At 37.0% G+C, this 23,817-nt stretch carries 22 protein-coding genes; 13 read left to right on the forward strand and 9 right to left on the reverse strand.

Annotated features, from left to right (window positions below; all coding sequences use genetic code 11):
• Positions 1–32: 32 nt before the first annotated feature.
• Positions 33–899 carry a 4-hydroxybenzoate octaprenyltransferase gene (gene ubiA / locus AC0L3W_RS14535; protein WP_409440214.1) on the reverse strand — a complete coding sequence of 289 codons (867 nt, stop codon included), beginning with the start codon at positions 897–899 and terminating at the stop codon, positions 33–35.
• A complete protein-coding gene (locus tag AC0L3W_RS14540; protein ID WP_290040105.1) occupies positions 896–1,453 on the reverse strand; it encodes a chorismate--pyruvate lyase family protein in 558 nt (185 codons plus the stop codon). Before AC0L3W_RS14540 ends, ubiA begins: the two co-directional genes overlap by 4 nt.
• 294 nt (positions 1,454–1,747) lie before the next feature.
• Between AC0L3W_RS14540 and AC0L3W_RS14545 the strand changes: the two genes are divergently transcribed.
• Positions 1,748–2,164, forward strand: coding sequence for a flagellar basal body-associated FliL family protein (locus tag AC0L3W_RS14545; RefSeq protein WP_290040106.1), 417 nt, complete (start codon positions 1,748–1,750; stop codon positions 2,162–2,164).
• 17 nt (positions 2,165–2,181) lie between these two features.
• Here AC0L3W_RS14545 and glpG read toward each other — a convergent pair whose 3' ends face one another.
• Positions 2,182–3,018 (reverse strand): rhomboid family intramembrane serine protease GlpG, encoded by an 837-nt coding sequence (glpG, locus tag AC0L3W_RS14550; protein WP_409440213.1) that lies wholly within the window; start codon positions 3,016–3,018, stop codon positions 2,182–2,184.
• A gap of 437 nt (positions 3,019–3,455) precedes the next feature.
• Here glpG and AC0L3W_RS14555 point away from each other — a divergent pair, with 437 nt between their 5' ends.
• Positions 3,456–3,863, forward strand: a complete 408-nt coding sequence (locus AC0L3W_RS14555; protein WP_409440212.1) for a ComEA family DNA-binding protein — start codon at positions 3,456–3,458, stop codon at positions 3,861–3,863.
• Positions 3,864–3,944: 81 nt separating this feature from the next.
• On the forward strand, positions 3,945–4,958 hold the full coding sequence (galE, locus tag AC0L3W_RS14560; protein WP_409440211.1) for a UDP-glucose 4-epimerase GalE: 1,014 nt from the start codon (positions 3,945–3,947) through the stop codon (positions 4,956–4,958).
• A 62-nt stretch (positions 4,959–5,020) separates the two neighbouring features.
• Here galE and AC0L3W_RS14565 read toward each other — a convergent pair whose 3' ends face one another.
• The gene (locus tag AC0L3W_RS14565) at positions 5,021–5,899 is read right to left on the reverse strand and encodes a GGDEF domain-containing protein (protein ID WP_290040110.1); all 879 of its coding nucleotides are present in this window, start codon (positions 5,897–5,899) and stop codon (positions 5,021–5,023) included.
• 204 nt (positions 5,900–6,103) lie between these two features.
• Between AC0L3W_RS14565 and AC0L3W_RS14570 the strand changes: the two genes are divergently transcribed.
• Both AC0L3W_RS14570 and miaE read left to right on the forward strand, forming a co-directional pair.
• The gene (locus AC0L3W_RS14570; protein WP_409440210.1) at positions 6,104–9,346 is read left to right on the forward strand and encodes an SNF2-related protein; all 3,243 of its coding nucleotides are present in this window, start codon (positions 6,104–6,106) and stop codon (positions 9,344–9,346) included.
• Positions 9,347–10,105, forward strand: coding sequence for a tRNA isopentenyl-2-thiomethyl-A-37 hydroxylase MiaE (miaE, locus tag AC0L3W_RS14575; RefSeq protein WP_290040112.1), 759 nt, complete (start codon positions 9,347–9,349; stop codon positions 10,103–10,105).
• A 56-nt stretch (positions 10,106–10,161) separates the two neighbouring features.
• Here miaE and AC0L3W_RS14580 read toward each other — a convergent pair whose 3' ends face one another.
• The 3 genes from AC0L3W_RS14580 to AC0L3W_RS14590 are packed head-to-tail and all read right to left on the reverse strand — an operon-like array spanning position 10,162 to position 12,111.
• Positions 10,162–11,262: a YcbX family protein gene (locus tag AC0L3W_RS14580; RefSeq protein WP_409440209.1), complete on the reverse strand. Its 1,101-nt coding sequence runs from the start codon at positions 11,260–11,262 to the stop codon at positions 10,162–10,164.
• Between the two features lie 9 nt (positions 11,263–11,271).
• The gene (locus AC0L3W_RS14585; RefSeq protein ID WP_290040114.1) at positions 11,272–11,730 is read right to left on the reverse strand and encodes a methylglyoxal synthase; all 459 of its coding nucleotides are present in this window, start codon (positions 11,728–11,730) and stop codon (positions 11,272–11,274) included.
• A gap of 21 nt (positions 11,731–11,751) precedes the next feature.
• Positions 11,752–12,111 carry a YijD family membrane protein gene (locus AC0L3W_RS14590; RefSeq protein WP_290040115.1) on the reverse strand — a complete coding sequence of 120 codons (360 nt, stop codon included), beginning with the start codon at positions 12,109–12,111 and terminating at the stop codon, positions 11,752–11,754.
• Between the two features lie 209 nt (positions 12,112–12,320).
• Here AC0L3W_RS14590 and sthA point away from each other — a divergent pair, with 209 nt between their 5' ends.
• Positions 12,321–13,751: a Si-specific NAD(P)(+) transhydrogenase gene (gene sthA / locus AC0L3W_RS14595; RefSeq protein ID WP_409440208.1), complete on the forward strand. Its 1,431-nt coding sequence runs from the start codon at positions 12,321–12,323 to the stop codon at positions 13,749–13,751.
• A 54-nt stretch (positions 13,752–13,805) separates the two neighbouring features.
• Here sthA and nudE read toward each other — a convergent pair whose 3' ends face one another.
• Together nudE and AC0L3W_RS14605 are read right to left on the reverse strand one after the other, a co-directional pair.
• The gene (gene nudE / locus AC0L3W_RS14600) at positions 13,806–14,357 is read right to left on the reverse strand and encodes an ADP compounds hydrolase NudE (protein WP_290040117.1); all 552 of its coding nucleotides are present in this window, start codon (positions 14,355–14,357) and stop codon (positions 13,806–13,808) included.
• Positions 14,358–14,489: 132 nt separating this feature from the next.
• Complete coding sequence (locus AC0L3W_RS14605) at positions 14,490–17,060, reverse strand: penicillin-binding protein 1A (protein ID WP_409440397.1); 2,571 nt, start codon at positions 17,058–17,060, stop codon at positions 14,490–14,492.
• Between the two features lie 199 nt (positions 17,061–17,259).
• Here AC0L3W_RS14605 and pilM point away from each other — a divergent pair, with 199 nt between their 5' ends.
• From pilM to aroB, 7 genes are all read left to right on the forward strand, one after another.
• Positions 17,260–18,318 carry a type IV pilus assembly protein PilM gene (pilM, locus tag AC0L3W_RS14610; protein WP_290040119.1) on the forward strand — a complete coding sequence of 353 codons (1,059 nt, stop codon included), beginning with the start codon at positions 17,260–17,262 and terminating at the stop codon, positions 18,316–18,318.
• Positions 18,318–18,875, forward strand: coding sequence for a PilN domain-containing protein (locus AC0L3W_RS14615; protein WP_290040120.1), 558 nt, complete (start codon positions 18,318–18,320; stop codon positions 18,873–18,875). Before pilM ends, AC0L3W_RS14615 begins: the two co-directional genes overlap by 1 nt.
• Positions 18,876–18,877: 2 nt before the next feature.
• Complete coding sequence (locus tag AC0L3W_RS14620; RefSeq protein ID WP_290040121.1) at positions 18,878–19,447, forward strand: type IV pilus inner membrane component PilO; 570 nt, start codon at positions 18,878–18,880, stop codon at positions 19,445–19,447.
• Entirely contained in the window at positions 19,447–19,965 is a 519-nt protein-coding gene (locus AC0L3W_RS14625; RefSeq protein WP_290040122.1) for a pilus assembly protein PilP, read from the forward strand. Before AC0L3W_RS14620 ends, AC0L3W_RS14625 begins: the two co-directional genes overlap by 1 nt.
• Positions 19,966–19,991: 26 nt before the next feature.
• Positions 19,992–22,070 carry a type IV pilus secretin PilQ gene (locus AC0L3W_RS14630; RefSeq protein WP_290040123.1) on the forward strand — a complete coding sequence of 693 codons (2,079 nt, stop codon included), beginning with the start codon at positions 19,992–19,994 and terminating at the stop codon, positions 22,068–22,070.
• Positions 22,071–22,228: 158 nt separating this feature from the next.
• Positions 22,229–22,744, forward strand: a complete 516-nt coding sequence (aroK, locus tag AC0L3W_RS14635) for a shikimate kinase AroK (protein ID WP_113819341.1) — start codon at positions 22,229–22,231, stop codon at positions 22,742–22,744.
• Positions 22,744–23,814: a 3-dehydroquinate synthase gene (gene aroB / locus AC0L3W_RS14640; RefSeq protein ID WP_290040124.1), complete on the forward strand. Its 1,071-nt coding sequence runs from the start codon at positions 22,744–22,746 to the stop codon at positions 23,812–23,814. Before aroK ends, aroB begins: the two co-directional genes overlap by 1 nt.
• Positions 23,815–23,817: the final 3 nt, after the last annotated feature.

Consider the following 23,817-nt stretch of genomic DNA (forward strand, 5'->3'; position numbering starts at 1 on the left):
AGCGACACTTAATAATGATGATGTTGTATAACTTAAAGGTAAGCTAAAAATAAGCCTACAAAAATTAGGATACCCACGTAGTTATTATCTAAAAATGCTTTAAAGCAGTTAGCGCGCTGTCTATTTTTAATATGTATTTGCTGTTGTACAAATAAGCCAGCCACTACAATAAGAGCAACATAATAAAAGCTATTTAAGCTTTCTAATATGCCTACTGTGAATAACAGCAATAAAGTTATTAACTGAAAACCTGCAATGATAACTTTATCGAATCGGCCAAATAAAATAGCTGTAGATTTTATGCCTATTTTCAAATCATCTTCTTTATCCACCATGCCATACATAGTGTCATAAGCGACCGTCCAAGTTAGGTTAGCGATGAATAATAACCAAACAACATTATCAATTTGATCTGCTTGTGCTGCATACGCCATGGGAATTGACCAGCTAAAAGCTAAGCCTAATACAAACTGAGGTAAATTAGTAAACCGCTTCATGAATGGGTAGATAAAGGCTAACAGTAAACCAATAAATGATAATTGAATCGTTAATGTATTCTGTGTCAGTACTAATAAAAAAGCAACTAAGGCTAATATTATAAATAAGTATATTGCTTCTTTACTGGTAGCCCGTCCAGAAGGTAATGGGCGATTTTTAGTGCGTTCTACAAAGCCATCTACTTTACGGTCGGCAAAATCATTAATCACACAACCCGCACTGCGCATAACAAAGACACCTAAACAAAATACAATTAAGGTACCCAGGTTTGGTAACCCCTCCGCTGCAATCCATAGCGCCCATAAAGTGGGCCAGAGCAATAATAATGTCCCAATGGGTTTATCTGCTCGCATTAGTTGAATAAAAGCTTGGCGTTTAGGGGCGTTTATATATGAGATCATTGATAAATTTCCGAGGCAGGAAGAAACACTTCGCTAACTAATAAGGGTTTGTTTTCTATATAAAAAATAGAACGTCTTGCCCAAAGTGAATGGTCACAGTTTTGCGCTAATGTTTGGCATAGTTGATGTATTAAAGAGCCTGATTTAAATTCGGCTATTTCTATTGTGCCACGTTTTAAAGATGTGTTTTGAAAGAGGAAACGACCTAGTGATTCACTGCCAATATGAGCTAATGCTTGTTGGCTATCTGACAAAGTATCTGAAGGTATTTCTGTTTGTGCAAAAACATGAGCCTGTTGATCACAGTACAAAAACACTTCTCGTACCAATATTTTTCGAGCATTTGAAAAATGTGGAGAGAGTGGTGTAATTTCTGCATTGGTAGTGATTTGTTGGCGAACTTGAACCTTAAATGTTTGGCAATATTGTTCAAGTTTTTTAGTTAATGAACTCTCATCTAATAACCATGAAAGTACTTGCTGCGAGCAATTATTGACTGACTGGGCTTCTTGCCAAGTGGTCGATGAAGCAATATTAAGCAGTTGGTTAAACATACAAGCCTTTCATTGAATAGTATTAATCACACTCATTAGTAGGCTCTTTGATGTTAATAAAAGAATAGAGGCTACCTAACTCAGTAAATTGCTGAAGGTGACGGATAAATACTGATTATAACAATACTGTTTGGTTTATTAACTTAACTTAATAAAAAATTATGATTTATTCTCAAGGGCATGCAGAAAATATCATGATATTTTTTATTATTGCTACTTTTTTATCCACAATAATCAGCTGTGACTGCTATCATATACCGCAAAAAATATTATTATAGTTTTTAGGAATTTAGAATGTTTAAAAAAGTATTATTTTGCGTTTTATCTTTGGTGTTATTGTCGCCATTAAATTTTGTTGTGGCTGAAGAAGAATCGACTCAACTCACATCAGACTACCAGTATTTTGCATTAGACCCTGACATCATCACTAATTATATTAAGCCTGGCAAACGACTTGGCTATATCAGAGTTGGCATTGATCTTATGGTCAAGTCGACTAAAGCTTTTCAGGAAGTGGAACTTCATGAACCTCTAATTCGAGATCGTATTATCACGGTATTAGGCGAACAAAATGAGCAACAAATTCGTTCTATCAGTGAGCGTAAAGCGATTAGGTTACGTTGTTTAAATGAAATTAATGATGCTATTTTTGAAATCACAGGTGATAGACCAGTAGAAGATCTACTTTTTACTAAATACTTAGATCAATAATCACCTGTGGGCTGTTGTTAAAGTTTCAATCTATGGCAAACAAAAGCTAATATTAGTCCTGCTAATAAACCAACTAGGTGCGCATAGTTGGCTAGGTTAGTAGGCAAAATATCAAGAAAACCAAGTACTAGCCAACCTAATAAAATAGCGAACATACCATTTGGAAGTTGTACTCTGCTGGTTTTGTCTAATTGTCCAAATAACCAACAATATCCAACCAATGCATAAACGACACCACTTAACCCTCCAAAGTACGGACCGACTAAGAAAAATTGAGAGACGTTCGAGGCAACGGCTGAAAATAAAAATAATAGTATGAGGCGCTGTTTACCATGTTGTTTTTCTACTAAGCCACCTAATTGCCACCACCACAGTAAATTAAATACAATATGTAGCAGGCTAAAATGCAATAAAGCAGGTGTGATAAAGCGCCAGCTCTGAAGATAATCAAAAGGTTGCTGTTGATAAAATCCTAAGAATGAATTCAAAGGATTAAAGACACCGAACGCAATTAGTGCATAAATAACGCAGCAAATAACAAATAAGCTATGCGTTAATATGCCTGCCTGGCGTTTAAAGTTACTGAATAAATCAGCATTAGCATAAGATAGTTGATCTGGTGCACTTTTTAAGTTGCCTGATTCCCAACTTGCTGAGAGATATTTACTTTGAGTTGGGTTAGCTAAGAACTCAGCCAATGCTTTTTCTGCGAGCGTTAATTGTTGTTCTTGTTCAAGTAATATTTCATAAGAAAATTCAGAATGTTGAATTATATTACTGATTTTTTGGCTATTTAAATAATCTGACAATGCTTGGGCTAAGCGAAGATGTTCAAAACGGTGTAAGGATATCATAGCGTTTCCTATAATTTTTTATGAGTGTAGCAAAAAATATATTGATAGAACTGTTAATAATATTGATGGTGTAACTTGCTATTCATATCAACTGAACTAATTTAATTAGAACTGTCTGATAGTTGTACCGATAGTATTAACCATATGAATAAGATTGTACGGAATAAAATAGGTTCGTTTAGGTGTTAATTGATCTAATCAATTAAGCTTATCGAAAAATTAATTATTGGAGTAGTACAAGTCATCATATTAACTAATGTTATTGGTGTTAGATGGTATTGAACTGGATTAATTACTAATCCATGATATCAAAGGACTAGTACTATATAGGTATATGAAAAATATAGCGATATAGACTATTGGCAGTTTATAGTTTATTGATTAAAATGACATAAATTGTATTAGCCAAGACACATTATAATAACAAGGAAAATAATATGAATATCAAATTTGTTCGCACTGCCGCACTGGCTGCTTCACTATTTTTAGTACCAACAAGCTTCCAAGCTGCATTTGCTGCTGACTTTGGGAGTATTGCTACTTCAAGTCTCGAAAAAGTAAATTCTGCAACAAGCAGTGCAGAAGAAAAAGTAAGCTCAGCAACGACTAGCGCAGAAGATAAAGTAAGTTCTGTTAGTTCAAGCGCTAATAGCTCAAAAATCGATATCAACAGTGCATCGGTAGAAGAGTTAACCTCTGTTTCTGGTATCGGTACGTCAATTGCTGAAAAAATCGTTGAATACCGTGAGCAATATGGTGACTTCACTGACTTAGCGGATTTAACTAATATCAGTGGTATAGGTAGTGCTACTTTAGCTAAGATCTTACCTTACTTAAGCCTATAATTGGGCCTAAAAGGTGACTTGAAAAACCACTATCATTAGTGGTTTTTTTGTTTTTAACCTTAATATTATTGGGAATTACTAATGACAATCTTAGTAACAGGCGGCGCAGGTTATATCGGTTCTCATACCGTTGTTGAATTATTGAATAAAGGTCAGCAGGTTATTATTGTTGATAATTTAGTTAATGCTTCATTGGAATCTTTAAATCGAGTTGAAAAGATAACTGGTAAAACGCCTTTGTTCTATGAAGGTGATATTTTAAATAAATCTTTTTTAGATAGTGTTTTCGTCGAACATGATATTGATTGCGTTATTCACTTTGCTGGATTAAAAGCAGTGGGCGAGTCGGTTGCTAAACCTATTTCTTATTACCAAAATAATGTTCAAGGCACCTTGACCTTATTAGATGCGATGAAAGAGGCGGGTGTATTTAAGCTAGTTTTTAGTTCTTCAGCTACTGTATACGGGGATCCTGCAAGTTTACCAATACGTGAAGACTTTCCTGTCGGCGGTACAACCAACCCTTATGGTACCTCTAAGTTAATGGTAGAGATGGTGTTGGCTGATGTAGCGAAATCAGATCCACGTTGGGCTTTTGTTATTTTGCGTTACTTTAACCCAGTTGGAGCTCATTTATCTGGTTTAATTGGAGAAGACCCTAATGGTATCCCAAACAACTTATTACCATATATTTCACAAGTAGGTGTTGGAAAGTTAAGCCAATTAGCAATATTTGGCGATGATTATGATACTCACGATGGCACTGGTGTACGTGATTATATCCATGTTGTTGATTTAGCCATTGGTCATTTAAAAGCCCTCACACGCATTAAAAGTGAAACGGGTGTCTTTATTTATAATTTAGGTACGGGGAATGGTTATTCTGTATTAGATATGGTCAAGGCCTTTGAAGCTGCCAGCGGTAAAGCGATTCCATATCAAGTATCTCCTAGAAGGGAAGGCGACATAGCTGCTTGTTATGCTGCACCGGAAAAAGCTTTATCAGATTTAGGTTGGCAAGCAGAACGTGATTTAGATGCGATGATGCAAGATACATGGCGCTGGCAATCTGCTAACCCTAATGGTTATAAATAATAGCCATGTTTATTGCGGGTGATTGAGTTATCGTAGTACTAGATATAACTGCGATAACTGGTTTAAGGGGCGTATAAATGAACTCTGTTTTTACCTTCACTTTTTGCTTGAAACAAACCTTGTTCAGCATAATCGACTAATTTGCTACTTTTTAATTCATTTCGGTAAGTGACTGCACCAATACTAACCGTAATATTAATTATTTCATCCTCATATTGAACGCAAAGTAACTCGGTACTTTTACGAATCATTTCTGCCACCTGTTGGGCAACCTCATCATTACTATTATTAAGTAATATAATAAATTCTTCGCCTTCCCAGCGAGCCACTAGATCGGTTTTTCGAATACAGTCTTTTAATTTATTAGCGAGTCTTTTGAGGACTGCATCTCCAGCTGTTTGATTATATAGTTCGTTAATTTGTTTAAAGTTATCTATATTGATCAGCAATATAGAAAATGAGCCTTTTTTCGTATGCTGTGTAAGTAACTTATCTGACAGTAAATCATTGAAATAGCGGCGTGTATAGACATTGGTTAATTCATCTTTTTCTGATAACTGCTTTAATTTTATTGAATGGTCACTATTTTGTGTGATCCAACGGTGAATACCATAAGAGACAAGAATAAAACCACACAGCTGAACGATATCTTTAAAGAACACGGCTAATAACCAAGGCTGACTGAAAATCTCGTTTAGGGTGTTAGTTAAAGTTGCGGTAAACAGAAAAAAGAATCCACTCACTAAGAACTTATGAACGGCCAAGTTATATTTCACTTTATTTAAATTGACTAATAAAACGAATAGCGTGATAGAAATAATGGTGTGAAAGAAAAGATTATAGAGATTGATTTGGTTGGCAATAGGAAAGATCCAAGCTTGTAATGAAATATAAGCAAGAACAAAAGAGTAAAATGAATGTAGTGTACTTTTTTTGGTCAATGGCTGTTCTCTATTGGCTAAATGATAATCATATCAGCTAATGTTGATGATAAATAAATATTTTAGTTAACTTACTATAATTGTTTTTTTTAGTAAATAAATGAACTTGATTATTACCGAATATTTGAATTATGTGATTAATGCTTTATTTCTGTGGACTATCTCTCTATCATTAAGGATCCGTTTTTTAGATGGTTTTTTCCGATGCCTAAAGTGACTCAGCAAGATATTTCAACAAGTTTTGGTCGTAACATTATTGACCGAGGTACCCAGTATTTTAAAGAAAGTCGTGTATTAGCTTGCGACTTCGATGAATCCACTAACTCGCTGGTGGGACTCGTCAGAGGGAGTAGCGACACTCCCTATAATACCAAAGCATCTATCAAGCCTTCCAATAAAGGCGGGTATATCATTCACAGCACCTGCTCTTGTAAAGTAGGGTGGAATTGTAAACACGCTGTCGCGCTATTATTAGCTTATCAGGCAGATACCCCTGATTATAACGTCGAAAACAGTTATCAAACTTGGTATGAGATGCTAAGTAGTAAAGCTGCTGTACCAGAAAAAATAAGAGCATCTGCCTACCAAGGTCACTTCCGTTTTTCTTTCGACAAAAAAGTGTTAAACCATGAACATCGTTACATCAAACTCGAATACGGGACGGTGCGCTTCCTTAAAAGTGAAAATACCTATGTATTCAGTGAAAAAGATTTAGTGTCTGTTGCAGATAACGAAAGTTGGATGGAAAGCTTTAAATGGGTAGAAGATGTTGATGTTGAGATCCTACGTTTATTGCTAACTAAAGAGGGGCGTCCGACTAAACTAGGTAAAACTTATATTAAGACTGAGTTGGATCTATTAGCCCTACAAAAAATATTAGCCACTGGACGTTGTTTTTGGGAAACCTTAGATCAAAAAATAACATCTGCAGACCCTCGTGCTTTAAATTTAGATTGGGAAAGTGCTGAAGATGACCTGAAACAATTAACAGTAAACCTCGCTGACTGTGAAGAATGGTTATTAATTCCTACGCCAACACCTTATTTTTACGACTTAACTCGTCATCAAGCAGGGCAAATAACCACGCAGTTCAATCGTGATTGGTTGTTATCATTATTACAGACTCCACCATTAGGTGAAGAACAGAGAGCGCATTTTACGCAGGAAGTCTCATTAGGCTTTGCACAGGATGTACTACCTAATCCACAACACTATGATATTCAGCAAATTGACGAGCCGTTGCAGGTTATCTTTAAGTTGGATGTACAGACGATTAAAAGTCAGTCTTTATTTTTGGGACGTTTGTATTTCAAATATGGGGAGTTAATTTTAACGCCAAGTATTTTGGAAGATAAACAACGTAACCAGTATATGCACAAAGGCCAAATAGTTAGCATTAATCGCGATATTGAAGCGGAAACTGCTGCACTTAATGAGTTTAACGAGTTGTGCTTGCTTGATGTTTATATGTACGACCCTAAATACAAAGTAACTAAAGATTTACAAGGTATTTTGCCACCTGAATTAGGAGGCACTCAAGAGTTCCAATGGCTATCACTACTAACTGCACATAAAGCACGTTTAGAAGTATTGGGGTGGCAGTTTGATATTGCTAAAGATTTAGCATTACAAAGTCAGCAGGTAGATAGCATTGATATTGATATTGATGAAAAAGGTAACTGGTTTGATCTAGGTGTTTCTATTGAAGTCGATGGAAAACGCATTGAGTTATTACCATTATTGCTAGAATGGTTACGAAGCAATGAAGATTGGCAACAAAATAGCTACGATATCCTCTTAGCACAAGGTAATGGTCGCCCATTACGTGTTAAACGAGAGTCGATTCAACCTATCTTATCTATCTTACAAGAGTTAGGTGAAGTCAATGAAAGCAAAATTAATTTACCACAAAACCAAGCTGCATTATTAGCCCAGTTACCTGAAATTAATCGTTGGATTGGCGGTGAACATGTTCAAGCATTAGCAGAAAAACTCGCTAACTTTAGTGGTATTCAAGATATTGATGCGCCAAATCGATTAGCGGCAGATCTTCGTGATTATCAGAAAGAGGGTTTAAATTGGTTAATGTTCTTAAATGAATATGGGTTCTCTGGCGTATTAGCCGATGACATGGGGTTAGGGAAAACAGTACAAACACTCGCTTATTTATTGTATAAAAAGCAGCATCAACTGTTATCGCAACCTGCAATGGTTATTTGTCCAACGTCGTTAGTGGGCAACTGGTTGAATGAAGCTACCAAGTTTACGCCAGACCTCAAAGTATTAGTATTACACGGCGTTAACCGTCATCAGTTCTTTAAAGAAATTAATGATTATGATTTGGTGATCACGACTTACCCATTGATTGCACGTGATTTTAAAGAATTTACTGATTATTCATTTTCGGATTTGATTTTAGATGAAGCTCAAACCATCAAAAACCCGTTAGCAAAAATGACTAAAAGTATTAAATTGATCGATGCTAAACAACGTTTATGTTTGACCGGTACACCAATGGAAAACCATCTAGGTGAACTATGGTCACTATTTGATTTCCTAATGCCAGGTTTTCTTGGTTCATACAGCACATTTAATCGTGTTTATCGTAAAGGTATTGAAGGTGAAGGTAACCATCAAATTCAACAATGGTTGATTCAAAAAACTAAACCATTTTTACTACGTCGTACTAAAGATGATGTAGCCAAAGAGTTACCTGCGAAAACTGAAATTATCCATACTATTGGCCTACAAAACGATCAACGTACTCTGTATGAAAGCATTCGTATTACGATGGAAGCAAAAGTGCGAGACTTATTACGTGAGAAAGGTATGGCTAGAAGCCGCATTGAATTTTTAGATGCATTATTAAAATTACGCCAAGCTTGTTGTGACCCTCGTTTGGTGAAATTAGAGCATGCACAAGATATTAAGAGTTCAGCGAAGTTAGATTTTTTAATGGAGCTACTACCGGAAATGGTCGAAGAGGGACGTCGTATCTTAATCTTCTCACAATTTGCGCAAATGCTTGGTTTAATTGGTGATGCGTTACAGGAAGCAGGCATTGATTTTGTAAAACTCACCGGTCAAACTCGCAACCGAACTGAAGTCATTGAAAAATTCCAAGTGGGCGATGTACCTGTTTTCTTAATCTCTCTAAAAGCAGGTGGTGTAGGCCTTAACTTAACTGCTGCAGATACTGTGATTCATTACGACCCATGGTGGAATCCTGCGGTAGAGAACCAAGCCACTGACCGAGCTTATCGTATTGGCCAAGATAAACCGGTATTTGTGTATAAACTAATTTGTGAACAAACCGTTGAAGAGCGCGTATTAGCATTACAATCACGTAAACAGAAATTAGCTGATAGCGTTTACGGTAAAGAGCAAGAAGAAAATTTTGCACCTGATAACAGCGATGCGCTATTAAAACTGTTTGAACGTTACTAAATGTCTATAGAACAGGACTTATTAGCCCCAATTAAGGCGTTTTTATACGTAGAGACACCACAAGCTTGGATAGATAAAGCTAAGCTTGTGGAGAATCAATCAGCTTTACTCGTTGATCATATGATTTGCGAGCTAAAAGCGGCACAGACAGCCATGTTATTAATTCGTCGTTACGCTGTAGACAAAGACAGTGGCGATGCTTTAATGGCATGGTTAACGCCTTACAATGATTATGTTTACCGCAAACAAGGGGATTGGAAGGCATTATCTAATAATAGTTTGTCTAAAAACATCGTTGCTAAAGTTGGGACTGTTTATGGACAAGACTTGACCGATAAAATGGTTTTGTTGATCAAAGAAGAGCTACATCATTTTTATCAGGTCGTTGAGATTATGCAAGCTCGAGATATTCATTTTGATTTTGTTGGCTCTAGTCGTTATGCAAAAGAGTTACTAAGCCATGTCACCACACATGAACCAAACACTCTAATTGATAAATTAATTTGTAGTGCTTATATTGAGGCGCGATCTTGTGAGCGCTTTGCTAAAATAGCTGAGCATCTTGACCCAATTTTAAATAAATTTTATGTCTCTTTATTGCGTTCAGAAGCAAGGCATTATCAAGATTATTTAACGTTAGCTGAGCAGGTTGCCGGTCAGGATATCTCTGATCGAATAGCTTACTTTGGGCAGTTAGAAGGTCGACTGATCAGTGAACCTGATACAGATTTTAAATTTCATAGTGGATGCCCAATCTAACTATATCCCCCTGAATTCGATTAAAGGACTGTAATTCACATTACAGTCCTTACAGATTAATGTTCTATACTGATATCAGTCTTGGGAATACAACTACAAGCTAACACATAACCGTCTTCTATCTCTTCTTTAAACAGACCTTGGTTATTCAGTACTTTTACTTCACCTGATAGTAATTTAGTTTTACAGCGCCCACATTTACCACCACGGCAGGAAAAAGGAATATTAATACCAGCGGCTTCAGCTTGTTCTAATAATAAACCGTTATCGTTACCTGCCACTTTGATATCTGATTTTGAAAAATATATCTGAATGGCTTTATGGCTTAGTTTTTCTTCGCCTAACATGGAGGTGTATTGTGGAGGTTGTTGGGTTTCTAGTACTTGAACACTATCACCAGCGCAGATCACTCCTTCGTTAAGTGGGATTAAATTCTGCCCAAAATCAATATCACCATCATGGAAGCGGAAACCAGCCAGTGTCTTCAAAGGTTGTTCTAAGTCTGGCACACCGGTTAAAGGATCTACATTAGTAAAGTTACAGCGTGAACAAGGTTTACTGACTTCAAACTCAACTTCGCCAATTTTAATGCGTAACCAGGTATCTTCAATAAAAGCCGATTCTCCCTTAACAATAAGATTAGGACGGAAGTGCAGGGCTGTTACTGGCTTATTTAAATGAGTATTAAGCTCATCTACAGATGCTTGATTGATTAACAAAAGCGGATAACCATCAGCAAAGGAAACTTGAGTGGTGCGGTTTTTAACACAGCGAGTGGTATTTTCTGAAAAATAAACCAGTTGGCAATCTTGCTTTAAGTAAGTTGAAAACCACTGATCATAATCAGGGTGGCAATGTTGAGCTTGCATATTATCAGCCCAAACCTCTACTTTTTGCATCTGCTCAGTGAAATGCTCTGGTTGAATATAAATACTGGGTTGCTTTGGTGCGCTCACTAACAACCCTTTTTTAGAAAATTCTATAGTAACCTGTGTCAATTGTGGGTGAGTACGACCAGTAATAAACTTGCCATCAAGATCTACTAACATATAACGCCTATCGTTAGTTAAGCCTTTTTCCTCAACAAATGTTTGAGGTAACTGAATACCTTTAGTGGACTTAATTGGATAAATATAGAGATCTGTTAAGCTTTGCATGCTCACTCCTTAAGTAGTTCGTTCTCGTAGGTAACCTGCATAATCAGGAATGCGTGTCGCGTAGACTTTATCGATATGATACGAATCCATAATAAAGTCGGCAGTGGCGATATTAGTTGCAATAGGAATATTCCATACTGCCGCTAAACGCAATAATGCTTTTACATCAGTATCATGAGGTACTGCATTCATTGGGTCCCAGAAAAAGATTAATAGGTCTAGGTTGCCTTCGGCTATTTTTGCACCTAGTTGTTGATCACCACCCATTGGACCAGATAATAAACATTGAATTGGCAAGCCAGTCTTTTTTTGTAATAAAACACCAGTGGTGCCTGTTGCATAAAGATCATGTTTTGTTAACTGATCTTTGCGTTTGTCAGCCCAGTTAATCAGTAGATCTTTCATGTGGTCGTGTGCAACTAACGCAATTTTTTTAGACTGCGATATGTCACGCGTAATATATTCCATAGTATTACCTTTTGATAAAAATTATGCAGAGTAGTGCTTATCACCAAACATCATTTTATACATTAGCCAAATTGCCAATATGAGTGTGATAGTAATAGACAGGAAGTTAGATCCTAGCTCTGGGTATAAGGCACCAGTAAAAGCGGCATAAGAGAAAATGCCAATAAAAAATGCAGCCCAAGCAGGGCGAATACTGGTTTCATTATTCGCTTCATGGATATATAAACGATAAAAGTGACTGATAGAGAAAAACAAAGTAACAAATGGAAAAAGAGAAAAAGTCACTTGTGAGATTGTTAAAATAGAGAAACAGGCGTTGGCCGATAAACCTATTAAAAAAGTATAAATTAACCATTTAACCGATATGTTGCTCTCTTGCATTTTATCACTCCTAGAATTTGGCTATCTGAAATCTAAAAATAGCATGAACCCATGCCTATTTCTTGTTTTTTATAACGATGGTGAGAGCTTAGCACCTGATCTTGAAGTTGTTCTAAAAATTTTACCCTACGCGCGAATTGTTGTAAGAATGTGTGACAAATGCTATCAAATTGTTAATATAACTTTTATTTCCTATTTGAGGTTGTCTAATGTCTACACCAAAAAGTCCAAAAGCCGCTACTGTAAATTATGATTATGATGCAATTGTTATTGGTACTGGCCCCGGCGGTGAAGGCTCTGCAATGAAGCTAGCAAAGGCGGGTAAACGTGTAGCTGTTGTTGAAAAATATAGAGATATTGGCGGTGGTTGTACTCATTGGGGAACCATACCTTCGAAAGCATTGCGACATAGTGTTACGCAATTGATTGAATTAAAAAATAACGCGTTATTTACTAATAACTACCCACAAAAGCATGTTTTTACCTTTGCCGATGTACTTCGCCATACTCAGCAAGTGATTGGTCAGCAAGTTAAGATGCGCAGTAGCTTTTATAATCGTAATAACTGTACATTACATTTTGGCGAAGCATCTTTTGTTGATAACCACTCCATCAAAGTTAAAAATCTAGATGGTTCTGTGGAAATCATTACTGCACAAGATATCATTATTGCTACTGGATCTAGGCCTTATCACCCTACTGATATTAATTTTGAAGCCGCCAATATTTATGATAGTGACACTATTTTGTCATTGGATTATCAGCCTAAAAATATTGTTATTTATGGTGCGGGTGTTATTGGTTGTGAATACGCTTCTATTTTTAGAGGCTTAAGTGTTAAAACTGATTTAATTAATACTCGAGATAGGTTGCTATCTTTTTTAGATGCCGAGATGTCCGATGCTTTGTCTTATCACTTTAGAAATTCAGGCATTATTCTTCGTCACGATGAAGAGTATAAAAAAGTAGAAGCTACAGCAGAAGGTGTGGTTATTCACTTTAAGTCTGGTAAAAAAATGAAAGCAGATTGTTTACTCTATGCAAATGGTCGTACCGGTAATACTGACTTATTAAACCTTGAAGCAGTTGGTTTAACACCCGATGGGCGAGGTCAATTAGCGATTAACGAGCATTATCAAACCGCTGTGGATAACATCTATGCTGTTGGTGATGTAATTGGTTATCCAAGTTTAGCTAGTGCCGCTTATGATCAAGGACGTATTGCCGCCAACTTAATCATTACACGTGAAGGTAATAAAAAGCTAATTAAAGACATCCCAACGGGTATTTTTACTATTCCTGAGATCAGTTCAGTGGGTAAAACGGAACAAATGTTGACTCAACAAAAAGTCCCTTATGAAGTTGGTCGAGCGCAATTTAAGGATTTAGCACGTTCACAAATTCTTGGCTCTGACGTGGGTAGTTTGAAGATCTTATTTCATCGTGAAAGCAAAGAAATTTTAGGTATTCATTGCTTTGGCGAAAGAGCGGCGGAAATCATTCACATTGGACAGGCCATCATGGAGCAAGAAGGGGCAGGTAACACCATTGAATACTTTGTACGTACTACATTCAACTATCCAACCATGGCTGAGGCATACCGAGTGGCAGCTTTAAATGGTTTAAATAGATTATTTTAAGGTCAGTTTTGTAGGTGAATATGTGGGCAGTTTAGATGATGCTGCCCATTAAATTTATCGATAGTTTTTCATAACCCATAATAGAGCACTGATACAACGTGCTTCTTGAAAGTCATCTCTATTCAATAACTCATCTACTTTACTAATTGGCCATTTGATCACTTCTAATGGCTCAGGCTCGTCACCGACTAAGCGTTCTGAGTATAAATTTTTAGCCATAAATAAGGTCATTTCACTGCTAAAGTAACTCGGTGCCATCACCACTTTTCTTAACTCAGTAAACTCCTTTGCACCATAACCCACTTCTTCTTTAAGTTCTCTATTAGCTGCTTCCATAGGTGTTTCACCTGGGTCAATGAGACCTTTTGGAAAGCCTAATTCATAGCTATGAGTACCAGCAGCGTACTCACGAATTAAGAGAATAGTGTCTTCGTCATAAAAAGGAACCACTAATACAGCACCTTGTGTGCTACTTTTCATGCGTTCAAATTCCCGCTGTTCACCGTTACTGAATTTAAGTTGTAATGTTTCAATTTTAAAAAAACGACTGCATGCGGCAACACTCTTACTTAATATAGTTGGTAAAATTGGTGATGAATTACTCATAGCTGCCTCGTAATGTTAAATAAGTAGTGTTGATACATAACGTACCATTGAATGCCGTGACTATTAATCAAAATAGTAAAAAGCTTACAACTATACATTGTAAGCTTTTCAGTTACTGTTAACGGTCGCTATTTAAAATAGCTCATCATCATAGATAGTCCCGCCTGTTTGCGAGTCTGAACTCCCATAAATAGGTTCTGGTACATAATCTGTTGGGATATGATCTGCTCTGAAGAACTCAAATAACGTTGATTCATCTGTTGCTGTGGATAATAACCCAGTAGCCGCATCGATTCGCACTGTTGAAATAGAGGCTGGACGCTCAGGTTTATACTCAGGTTTATCTTTCATTACCTTACTCATGAACATGTTCCATGCTGGTGATGCCGTTCTACCACCGAATTCCCCGCCTGCTACCTGGTTCCTGCCTAGATTATTATTGTAAGCTGCGCGACCTAGTTCTCGATTAAAGTCATCAAAACCTACCCAGGAAGTGGCTACCATGTTACCTACAAAACCAGAGAACCAAGCATCTTTTGAGTCATTAGTGGTACCTGTTTTACCGCCCATGTCTTGTCTACCGATTGCACGTGCTGCTCGCCAACCAGTACCATTCCAGTTAGTTTTATTTTTCCTATTACCGCCACCCCATACAGCCGTACGTAATAGCTCTCGAACTAAAAATGCAGTATCAGGAGAAATTGCTGATTCAGCTATTTGTGAGCGGCTTACAGGAGAGATTGCGCAGACTTCTGCATTATGGTCATTAACTGTTTTAGTCGCTAATGGATTAGCCGCGATTGCTGAAGCTTGTGCTTGATATTCTTCAGCACATTTTGGACAAGCAATTTTAGGTTCTGCTTGATATAAAACAGTACCGTATGCATCTTCAATGCGTTCAATAATATAAGGTTCTACTTTGTAACCGCCGTTAGCAATAATGGCGTAACCAGTTGCTAAATCGATAGGTGTCATTGATGCTGAACCTAAAGCAATCGAGTTACTTCTTGGCATATCATTTTCATTAAAACCAAATTTAGTCAGTTGGTCAATGACAGTGGTTAACCCTAAATCTTCAACTAAACGTACTGAGACAACATTTTTAGATTGTCCTAGTGCTTGGCGTAAGCGAATTGGCCCTGCATAGACTGCAGGAGAATTTTTGGGACGCCATGCTGCACTGCCACTCCATTGGTTAATCGGGGTATCATTAACCAAAGTTGCTAAGGTATAACCATTATCTAAAGCGGCTGAATAAATGAATGGTTTAATGTTAGAGCCTACTTGACGCTTTGCTTGTGTTGCACGATTAAACTTACTTTGCACAAAGCTATACCCACCAACTAATGAGGTAATGGCACCATCCTGTGGGTTTAAAGATACAAATGCAGAGCTAACCGCTGGGTATTGTGATAATTGTAGTTGTTTTGTTACTTTATTATCTTTAGTCACGTCAATTTGACGTACCCAGATCTGTTCACCTACTTTAACAATGTCGGCCGCTTTTTTCGGTGGCAAACCTTGTCTTGAATCGCTTATGAAAGATCGAGCCCAGCTTAATCCATCCCATTCAATGGTTGATTTTTGTTCTGCTTGACCTTTGATTAGTACTTCAATACTTTTGTCTTTTACTGCCATTACAACAGCGGGTTGTAACTTACCGAAGTTAGTTTCTTGAGCTAATGTCTTAGCAATCTTTTCTGTAGACCAAGCTGTTTCACCTTCTTCCCACAATACTTTTGTTGGACCACGGTAACCGTGTCGCATATCGTAGTTATGGGAGTTTTCAATAACAGCTTCATTTGCTGCTTGTTGTGCTTCCCTGGTAATAGTGGTGTAAACATTAAAGCCTTCGTTATAGCTTCTATCTTTGCCATACAGTTCAATCAGTTTATTACGTGCTATTTCTGCGACATAATGTGCTGATAATGTGATTTCTGCACCATGATAGCGACTCAACACCACCTCATTACGTGCATCTTCATATTCTTTTTGCGAAATATACCCTTCATCTAACATCCGCATTAACACAAGATTGCGTCGTTCTGTTGCATTTTCTACTGAATAGATAGGGTTTAAACGAGATGGGGCTTTAGGTAAGCCGGCTAGTACGGCCATTTCAGATAATGTTAAATCAGATACGTTTTTGCCGAAGTAAACTTGTGCTGCTGCGCCAACACCAAAAGAGCGATGTCCTAATGCAATCTTATTAAGATACAGCATTAATATTTCATCTTTTGTTAAAATCTGCTCTATCTGTATTGCGATAAATATTTCACGAACTTTACGAAGAATTGTCTTTTCATTGCTTAAAAAGAAGTTTCGTGCAACCTGTTGGGTGATCGTACTTGCTCCTTGTTTCGCACTACCTGACATGATGTAAACACTCGCTGCACGCAATATTCCGATTGGATCCATACCTACATGTTGGTAAAAACGACTATCTTCTGTTGCAATAAATGCATTTACTAGTTGATCTGGAATTTCTTTGCGTAATAATGGGATACGTCGCTTTTCACCAAATTGAGAAATGAGCTCTCCATCTTTACTTAATACTTTCATTGGTACTTGTAGAGGTATATCTTGGATACTAGTAACATCAGGTAGGTCAGACTTAAGTTGATAATAAATGACAAATACTGCGGCTACGCCAATAAAAGTCAATATAATAGCAACTAAAAAAAGTCTCTTGAGCCATTTCATCATATTTAAATAATTCCATCGGTATCGTGACTAAGTCACTTTTATGTTAGATATATAGGGTATGTAGTATATAGTGATAAATTATGAGTTAAAGAGCGAACTGTGACTTATCGGCTTGGAAGTTATCGAAATTAAACTTATTATCATCATACACTAATTTAAAAAATTATTTATTATAGCTATAGGTAGCAAGGAAATTATGTTTTTTGGATTGAAAAAATTAGGTTCTCGCAGCGTTATTGGCATTGATTTTGGGTCAAGTTCAATAAAAGCCATTGCGATCTCAAAAGGACAAGGAACGTATCGCGTTGACGGTATCGCTGAGGCGCCAGTAGCAAAAGGGTTGATCGTTGATAATCGCTTTGAAGAAGTGGATAAAATCACCGCTATTCTTAAACAAATTCGCCACAGCTTCCCTTCTAGTCTTAAAAATGTTGCGATTGCAGTCACTGGATCTGATGTCATTACTAAAGTCATGAAAATGAACGCTTCATTAGATGAACTAGACTTAGAATCTCGTGTTGAAATTGAAGTCGAGAATAGCATCCCTTTCCCATTGGATGAGATATTTATTGATTTTGAAGTGATGGGGCCTAGCGAAAATGATAAATCATTAAATGACATTTTAGTGAGTGCTGCTCGGAAAGAGCGAGTTTTGTCCCAAGCTCAATGTGTTGATAATAGTGGATTAAAAACAACGATTGTAGATATTGCCAGCCATGCTTTAGCACGGTCAGCAGAGGTGATTATGACCTCTGATGATTACAATCGAGGCGTTGCAGTAGTTGATATTGGTGCCTCGCAAATGATGCTGAATATCTTATATCAGGGGAATGTCATTTTTACCCGTAGTAAAAGTCACGGTGGAGGGCTTTGTAGTCAAATGCTCTCGGAGCGTTATGGCATGCCAATTCAAGAAGCTGAACAAGCTAAAATTAATGAGGACCTTCCTGTTGATGCCGAAGTCGATGTGATTACTCCTTTTGTTAATATGACTGTTAATCACTTACGCTTTGACTTACGCATGTTTACTAATGCACCTAATAATGTTGATGTGCAGAAGCTTATTCTGACAGGCGGTGGTGTGTTGATGAAGCCTTTAGCAAAACAATTGCAAGAAGAGCTTGAATTTGAAGTAGAAATTGCCGACCCATCGCTGGCACTTGAATGTAAAAGCGAAGAAGAAAATAAATTATTAAAAGAATCTGGGGCTAAATATATGATGGCTCTCGGGTTAGCATTAAGAGGCGTTTCATAATGTCGAATATTAACTTACTGCCATGGCGCGAGAATTATAAAAAGCAGAAGAAAACAGCCTTCTTTATTATATTGGCTATTAGTGCCTTGGTGGCATTAGGTTTATCTTATGCTGGAAAAATGTATGTAGACTCCTTAATTAATGCACAAAATGAAAGGAATCAATATTTACAAACAGAGACTATCATTCTAGATCGTCGTATTGCTGAAATCAGTGATATTAAAAAACAAAAAGCTGAATTGGTTCGACGTATTAATTTAATTCAACAGCTTGAAGAGCAGCGAAATACGATTACAAGGTTTTTTAATACGTTACCTGAAGTAACTCCTCCAGGTGTTTATACAAACTCTATCACCTTTGATAAAGGAAAAGCAGATGTTAGAGGGTTATCTGATTCAACAGGACAAGTAAGTAATATGCTAAGAAATGTTGATAGTTCAGGTTGGTTAGGTGACGCTGCGCTACCTTCCATTGTGAGTGGGCCAACAGAGCCTATCAAGTTATATAATTTTTCGATGAACTTTATTGTTCTACCTGAAGATGAAGACGGGAAATAATCATGCATATTAATGATATGGATTTCGATAATGTAGGCAGTTGGCCTAAATTGCATAAAACAGTGGTGATTGCGATTGTTTGTATTTTGTTGATTGGTGGTTTTTATTATTATGTTATTGAAGATCAGCTTAAGCAATTAGATAAAGTCGAAGCAAAAGAGTTAGCACTTAAAAATGAATTTAAAGTCAAAGCTGCATTATCTTCAAACCTTGAAGCATATCGAGAACAAATGACTGAAATTGAGGTAATATTAGCTGGATTAGTGAATAAATTACCAACCAAAAAAGAACTTGCTAGTTTATTAGATGATATTGGTTTTATTGGTGCAAATAACGGGTTGCAATTTAAAAGCCTTAACTGGGGTGTAAAAAAACAATTAGAGTTAGCAGAGGAAGTTCCAATAAGTATTAAAGTGGTAGGTACCTATGAGCAATTAGGTAAGTTTTCTGCAGACATCGCAGCTTTACCCCGTATTGTGATATTAGATAATTTACGATTAAAGCATAATGATGAAAATACCTTAATGCTTGATATTGTTGCAAAAACTTACCAATACAAAGGACATAAATAATGAAAAATTTATTACCTTTACCTCTGGTTTTTTTACTTTTTTCTTGTTCTGAGGCAAACCTCGAAGACTTGAATCAGTTTGTTGTTGATACGAAATCTAAAGTTTATCCTGTGAAAAATGAAGTGCCTACACTGAAAAAAATCGACACTCTTAACTTTACACAGGCAGATGGAAGGAATCCTTTTTCTCAACCTAAGCTTGAAGTCATTGCAGAAGTAAAGGATACTCCTAAAAGTTGCCCTCAACCAAATTTTGAACGTAAAAAACAGGCGCTTGAGATGTATTCATTAGGGCAAATGCAAATGCGTGGCACCTTACTTAAGGACGATCAATTATGGGCGTTAGTACAAATATCTGGTAGTGAAGTACATCGTGTTAAGCCAGGAAATTATTTAGGGTTAAATTACGGAAAAGTACTAAAAATAAATAAAGAACAAATTGATCTGTTGGAGCTCGCACCAGATAAAAATGGTTGTTGGGAAGAACGGCTTACACAGATTAAATTAGTCTCAAAATAAAGTTAATCAGGGATGAAACGGAAATCATGAAATTATTAAATATAAAGCAAATTGCGCTGTTGAGTATTAGTAGCCTTTTGCTCATTTTATCTCCTTTTGCAGTTGCCGAGTCGCAATTGGTTAAATTAAACGTTAATCCTCTTTCAGAAGGGAAGTTTGAATTAAAGTTTGAATTTAATGAAGCCATCAGCAGTTATACTGATAAATTAAATTATCGCCCAAATAAACTGGTTATTGATGTCGCGGACGCGAGCTCTTTGCTTGAGTTAAACCCTATTACCATTGATAAAAATGGTGTTAAAACCGTTGAAGCTGAACGTATGAGCGAAGGGTTACGTTTAACTATCAATATTGAAGAGCTAATGCCTTATTATGTTGCGGAGCAAGGTAAGAATTTAGTAGTCCGTTTCGGGGATACTCAACAAAAATCTGCTGCTACAGAATCTGAATCAGCGATTGCAGCTGCAATCATGCAAGAATCTGGTGATCAAACTGCACAAAATACATTAAGTGAAGCGGCTGAAAAAGCACGTAAAGCAGCATTAATTGAACGTCCTAAAGGCTATGTTAATACCATCGCAGATATCGATTTTAAACGCGGATCTGAAGGCCAAGGTAAATTATTTGTTTATCTAGATAACTCTAGCGTTGCTGTCGATATTAAACGCCGCGACCAACAGCTTATTGTAGAATTTCAAAGTACATTTATTCCTGATGATTTCTTATACATCATGGATGTGGTCGATTTTGCCACGACTGTGAATAAAATTGAGACCTTTCGTGAAGATGGTACAACGCGTTTTGTTTTCAACATCAAAGACGAATACAACTATCGCTACGATCAACTAGATACCTTATTCATGATTGAAGTGTCTAAGAAACCTGAAGATGAAGCTGATGCGCCATATGAAGGTAAGGCTATCTCGCTTAACTTCCAAGATATTCCTGTACGTACAGTGTTACAGTTAATTGCTGATTTTAATGGTTTTAACTTAGTTATTACTGACTCTGTAAGCGGTAATATTACATTGCGTTTAGATGATGTTCCATGGGAACAGGCATTAGATATTATCCTAAAAGTACGTGGTTTAGGTAAGCGTATGGATGGTAACGTATTAATGGTTGCTCCTGCATCCGAACTAGCAGCTTCTGAGCGTCAGCAATTAGAGTCTAACAATGAGGTTGCTGCGTTAGCTCCATTATATTCAGAGTTTATTCAAATTAATTACGCAAAAGCTGAAACTATCGCTGCATTATTATCTGGTCAGAGTGCAAGCTTACTTTCTGAACGCGGTAATGTAACAGTAGATACGCGAACTAATATTCTATTGATTAAAGATACTGCTGCGGTGATTGATTCTGTTAAAGAAATTATCGAAGTATTAGATGTTGCTGTTCGCCAAGTCGTTATTGAAGCGCGTATGGTTACTGTTAGTGATTCTGTTGCAGAAGACTTAGGGGTAAGTTGGGGGCTAGATACAGACTCTGCAAGTTCTGATTCAAGATTGAATACGCTAGATGTAAATCTACCAGTTGCTTCATCAGCGGGTACATTAGGCTTCCAAATCGCAACGTTAGCTAATGGTAATATTCTAGATTTAGAGTTATCAGCGTTAGAGCAAGAGAGTAAAGCGGAGATTATTGCGAGTCCTCGTATTACAACGCTTAACCAACAAACTGCTTATATTGAGCAAGGTACCGAAATTCCATATGTTGAATCTTCTTCATCAGGTGCAACGACGGTGAGCTTTGAAAAAGCAGTATTAAGCTTACAAGTAACACCACAGATAACGCCGGATAACAAATTGATCTTAGATTTAGTTATCACACAGGACTCTGTTGGTGAAACGGTAACAACTAGTGATGGTGAGTCAGTATCTATTGATACACAAGAGATACAAACTCAAGTGTTAGTTGATAATGGTGAAACCCTTGTTTTAGGTGGTATCTACCAACAACAAATCTCAGATACGATCAGTAAGGTGCCAGTCTTAGGTGACATTCCTTATTTAGGTTACTTTTTTAGAAACTCGGTTACTGACAATACAAAATCAGAGCTACTCATTTTTGTTACACCACGTATTGTGATGCAAACAAAATACTAAGTTAGATTTTTCTTAAGTTATTCAAAAAGCCTGAAGTTTATCTTCGGGCTTCTTTTTTTATGGCTTGCAATATATTGTTAACAATTGCGATAATAAGGCACTTCTCTTTAATTTTTAAGGGGCTTCCCAATAATCAACCACTTGAGTAAAAATTCAACATGGCAGAACAGCGTAATATATTTTTAATTGGCCCAATGGGGGCTGGTAAAAGCACAATTGGCCGTCAACTAGCACAAATGCTGCACTTAGACTTCCTTGATTCAGATAGTGAAATTGAACGCAAAACAGGCGCTGATATCGCTTGGGTGTTTGATGTCGAAGGCGAAGAAGGTTTTAGAAACCGTGAACAAGAGATGTTAGACGAGCTGACTAAAAAACATGGTATTGTTTTAGCAACAGGTGGTGGTGCCGTTATTCGTCAAGAAAACAGAACGCACTTATCTGCTCGTGGTATTGTTGTTTATTTAAAAACAAGCGTACAAAAGCAATTAGCAAGAACATTAAAAGACAAACGTCGACCACTTCTACAAACAGATGATCCACAATCAGTATTAGAAACACTTGCTGAAAAACGTAATGCACTTTACGAAGAAGCTGCGGATTACACTATTGAAACTGATGAGCAAAGTGCCAAAGTTGTTGCTAGTCAAATTATAGCTTTATTGGATTTTTAATGGAAAAGTTACTCGTTGATCTAGGTGATCGTAGTTACCCTATCTCGATAGGTTCACACCTCCTATCAGATACTGGCTTGTTAAGCAGTGCGATAAAAGGTAAAAAAGTCATGATTGTGACTAATGATGTTGTTGCTCCGCTCTATTTAGAAGCTTGTAAAAATACATTAAAAGACTATCAAATAGATGACGTAATTTTACCGGATGGCGAGCAACATAAAAACCTAAGCACTTTTGAAATCATTTTAAGTGAATTATTAGCCAAAAAACATGCTCGTGATACTACTATTATTGCACTAGGTGGTGGTGTGATTGGAGACATGGCAGGCTTTGCTGCTGCATGTTATCAACGTGGTATTGCCTTTGTACAAATACCAACCACGTTATTATCTCAAGTTGATTCTTCTGTTGGTGGTAAAACTGCAGTGAATCATCCTCTAGGTAAAAATATGATTGGTGCATTTTATCAACCACAGGCTGTTGTGATTGATATTGAGTGCTTAAAAACCTTACCTGCACGTGAGTTTGCAGCAGGTATGGCAGAAGTCATTAAGTACGGCATTATATACGATCAAGAGTTTTTCCAATGGCTTGAACAAAATATCGAAGCGATTAAATCGTTAGACCCAACGTCTATTATTTATATGTTGAAACGTTGTTGTGCAATTAAAGCCGAAGTGGTTGCATTAGATGAGAAAGAGCATGGTATCCGTGCATTATTAAATCTAGGACATACCTTTGGTCATGCCATTGAAGCTGAGCAAGGTTATGGTAATTGGTTACACGGTGAAGCCGTCGCTGCGGGTATGGTATTAGCCGCTGAAACATCTTTTGTTTTAGGCTTAATTGAGCACGATGATGTCGATCGTATTATCGATTTAATTGAAGCTTTTGATCTACCGTTAGCAGCACCAGAAAACATGCAATACAAGCATTTTGCTGAGCATATGCAGTTAGATAAAAAAGTGTTGGATGGGAAACTGCGTTTAGTATTACCAACGTCTATTGGTACCAGTGCATTATTTGATAATGTGAGTGAGATTGTGCTTCGCGATGTAATAGAATCTTAATCT

It is taken from the genome of Psychromonas sp. KJ10-5, from assembly GCF_055808325.1.

Bases quoted from the DNA above. Each gene is read 5' to 3' on its own strand.
- sthA (WP_409440208.1), top strand. From the start codon at position 12,321: ATGTCTACACCAAAAAGTCCAAAAGCCGCTACTGTAAATTATGATTAT.
- AC0L3W_RS14570 (WP_409440210.1), top strand. From the start codon at position 6,104: ATGCCTAAAGTGACTCAGCAAGATATTTCAACAAGTTTTGGTCGTAAC.
- AC0L3W_RS14620 (WP_290040121.1), top strand. From the start codon at position 18,878: ATGCATATTAATGATATGGATTTCGATAATGTAGGCAGTTGGCCTAAA.
- AC0L3W_RS14615 (WP_290040120.1), top strand. From the start codon at position 18,318: ATGTCGAATATTAACTTACTGCCATGGCGCGAGAATTATAAAAAGCAG.
- AC0L3W_RS14605 (WP_409440397.1), bottom strand. From the start codon at position 17,060: ATGAAATGGCTCAAGAGACTTTTTTTAGTTGCTATTATATTGACTTTT.
- aroB (WP_290040124.1), top strand. From the start codon at position 22,744: ATGGAAAAGTTACTCGTTGATCTAGGTGATCGTAGTTACCCTATCTCG.
- miaE (WP_290040112.1), top strand. From the start codon at position 9,347: ATGTCTATAGAACAGGACTTATTAGCCCCAATTAAGGCGTTTTTATAC.
- AC0L3W_RS14585 (WP_290040114.1), bottom strand. From the start codon at position 11,730: ATGGAATATATTACGCGTGACATATCGCAGTCTAAAAAAATTGCGTTA.
- AC0L3W_RS14545 (WP_290040106.1), top strand. From the start codon at position 1,748: ATGTTTAAAAAAGTATTATTTTGCGTTTTATCTTTGGTGTTATTGTCG.
- AC0L3W_RS14590 (WP_290040115.1), bottom strand. From the start codon at position 12,111: ATGCAAGAGAGCAACATATCGGTTAAATGGTTAATTTATACTTTTTTA.
- AC0L3W_RS14625 (WP_290040122.1), top strand. From the start codon at position 19,447: ATGAAAAATTTATTACCTTTACCTCTGGTTTTTTTACTTTTTTCTTGT.
- nudE (WP_290040117.1), bottom strand. From the start codon at position 14,357: ATGAGTAATTCATCACCAATTTTACCAACTATATTAAGTAAGAGTGTT.
- pilM (WP_290040119.1), top strand. From the start codon at position 17,260: ATGTTTTTTGGATTGAAAAAATTAGGTTCTCGCAGCGTTATTGGCATT.
- AC0L3W_RS14580 (WP_409440209.1), bottom strand. From the start codon at position 11,262: ATGCAAAGCTTAACAGATCTCTATATTTATCCAATTAAGTCCACTAAA.
- glpG (WP_409440213.1), bottom strand. From the start codon at position 3,018: ATGATATCCTTACACCGTTTTGAACATCTTCGCTTAGCCCAAGCATTG.
- ubiA (WP_409440214.1), bottom strand. From the start codon at position 899: ATGATCTCATATATAAACGCCCCTAAACGCCAAGCTTTTATTCAACTA.
- AC0L3W_RS14540 (WP_290040105.1), bottom strand. From the start codon at position 1,453: ATGTTTAACCAACTGCTTAATATTGCTTCATCGACCACTTGGCAAGAA.
- AC0L3W_RS14555 (WP_409440212.1), top strand. From the start codon at position 3,456: ATGAATATCAAATTTGTTCGCACTGCCGCACTGGCTGCTTCACTATTT.
- AC0L3W_RS14630 (WP_290040123.1), top strand. From the start codon at position 19,992: ATGAAATTATTAAATATAAAGCAAATTGCGCTGTTGAGTATTAGTAGC.
- aroK (WP_113819341.1), top strand. From the start codon at position 22,229: ATGGCAGAACAGCGTAATATATTTTTAATTGGCCCAATGGGGGCTGGT.
- galE (WP_409440211.1), top strand. From the start codon at position 3,945: ATGACAATCTTAGTAACAGGCGGCGCAGGTTATATCGGTTCTCATACC.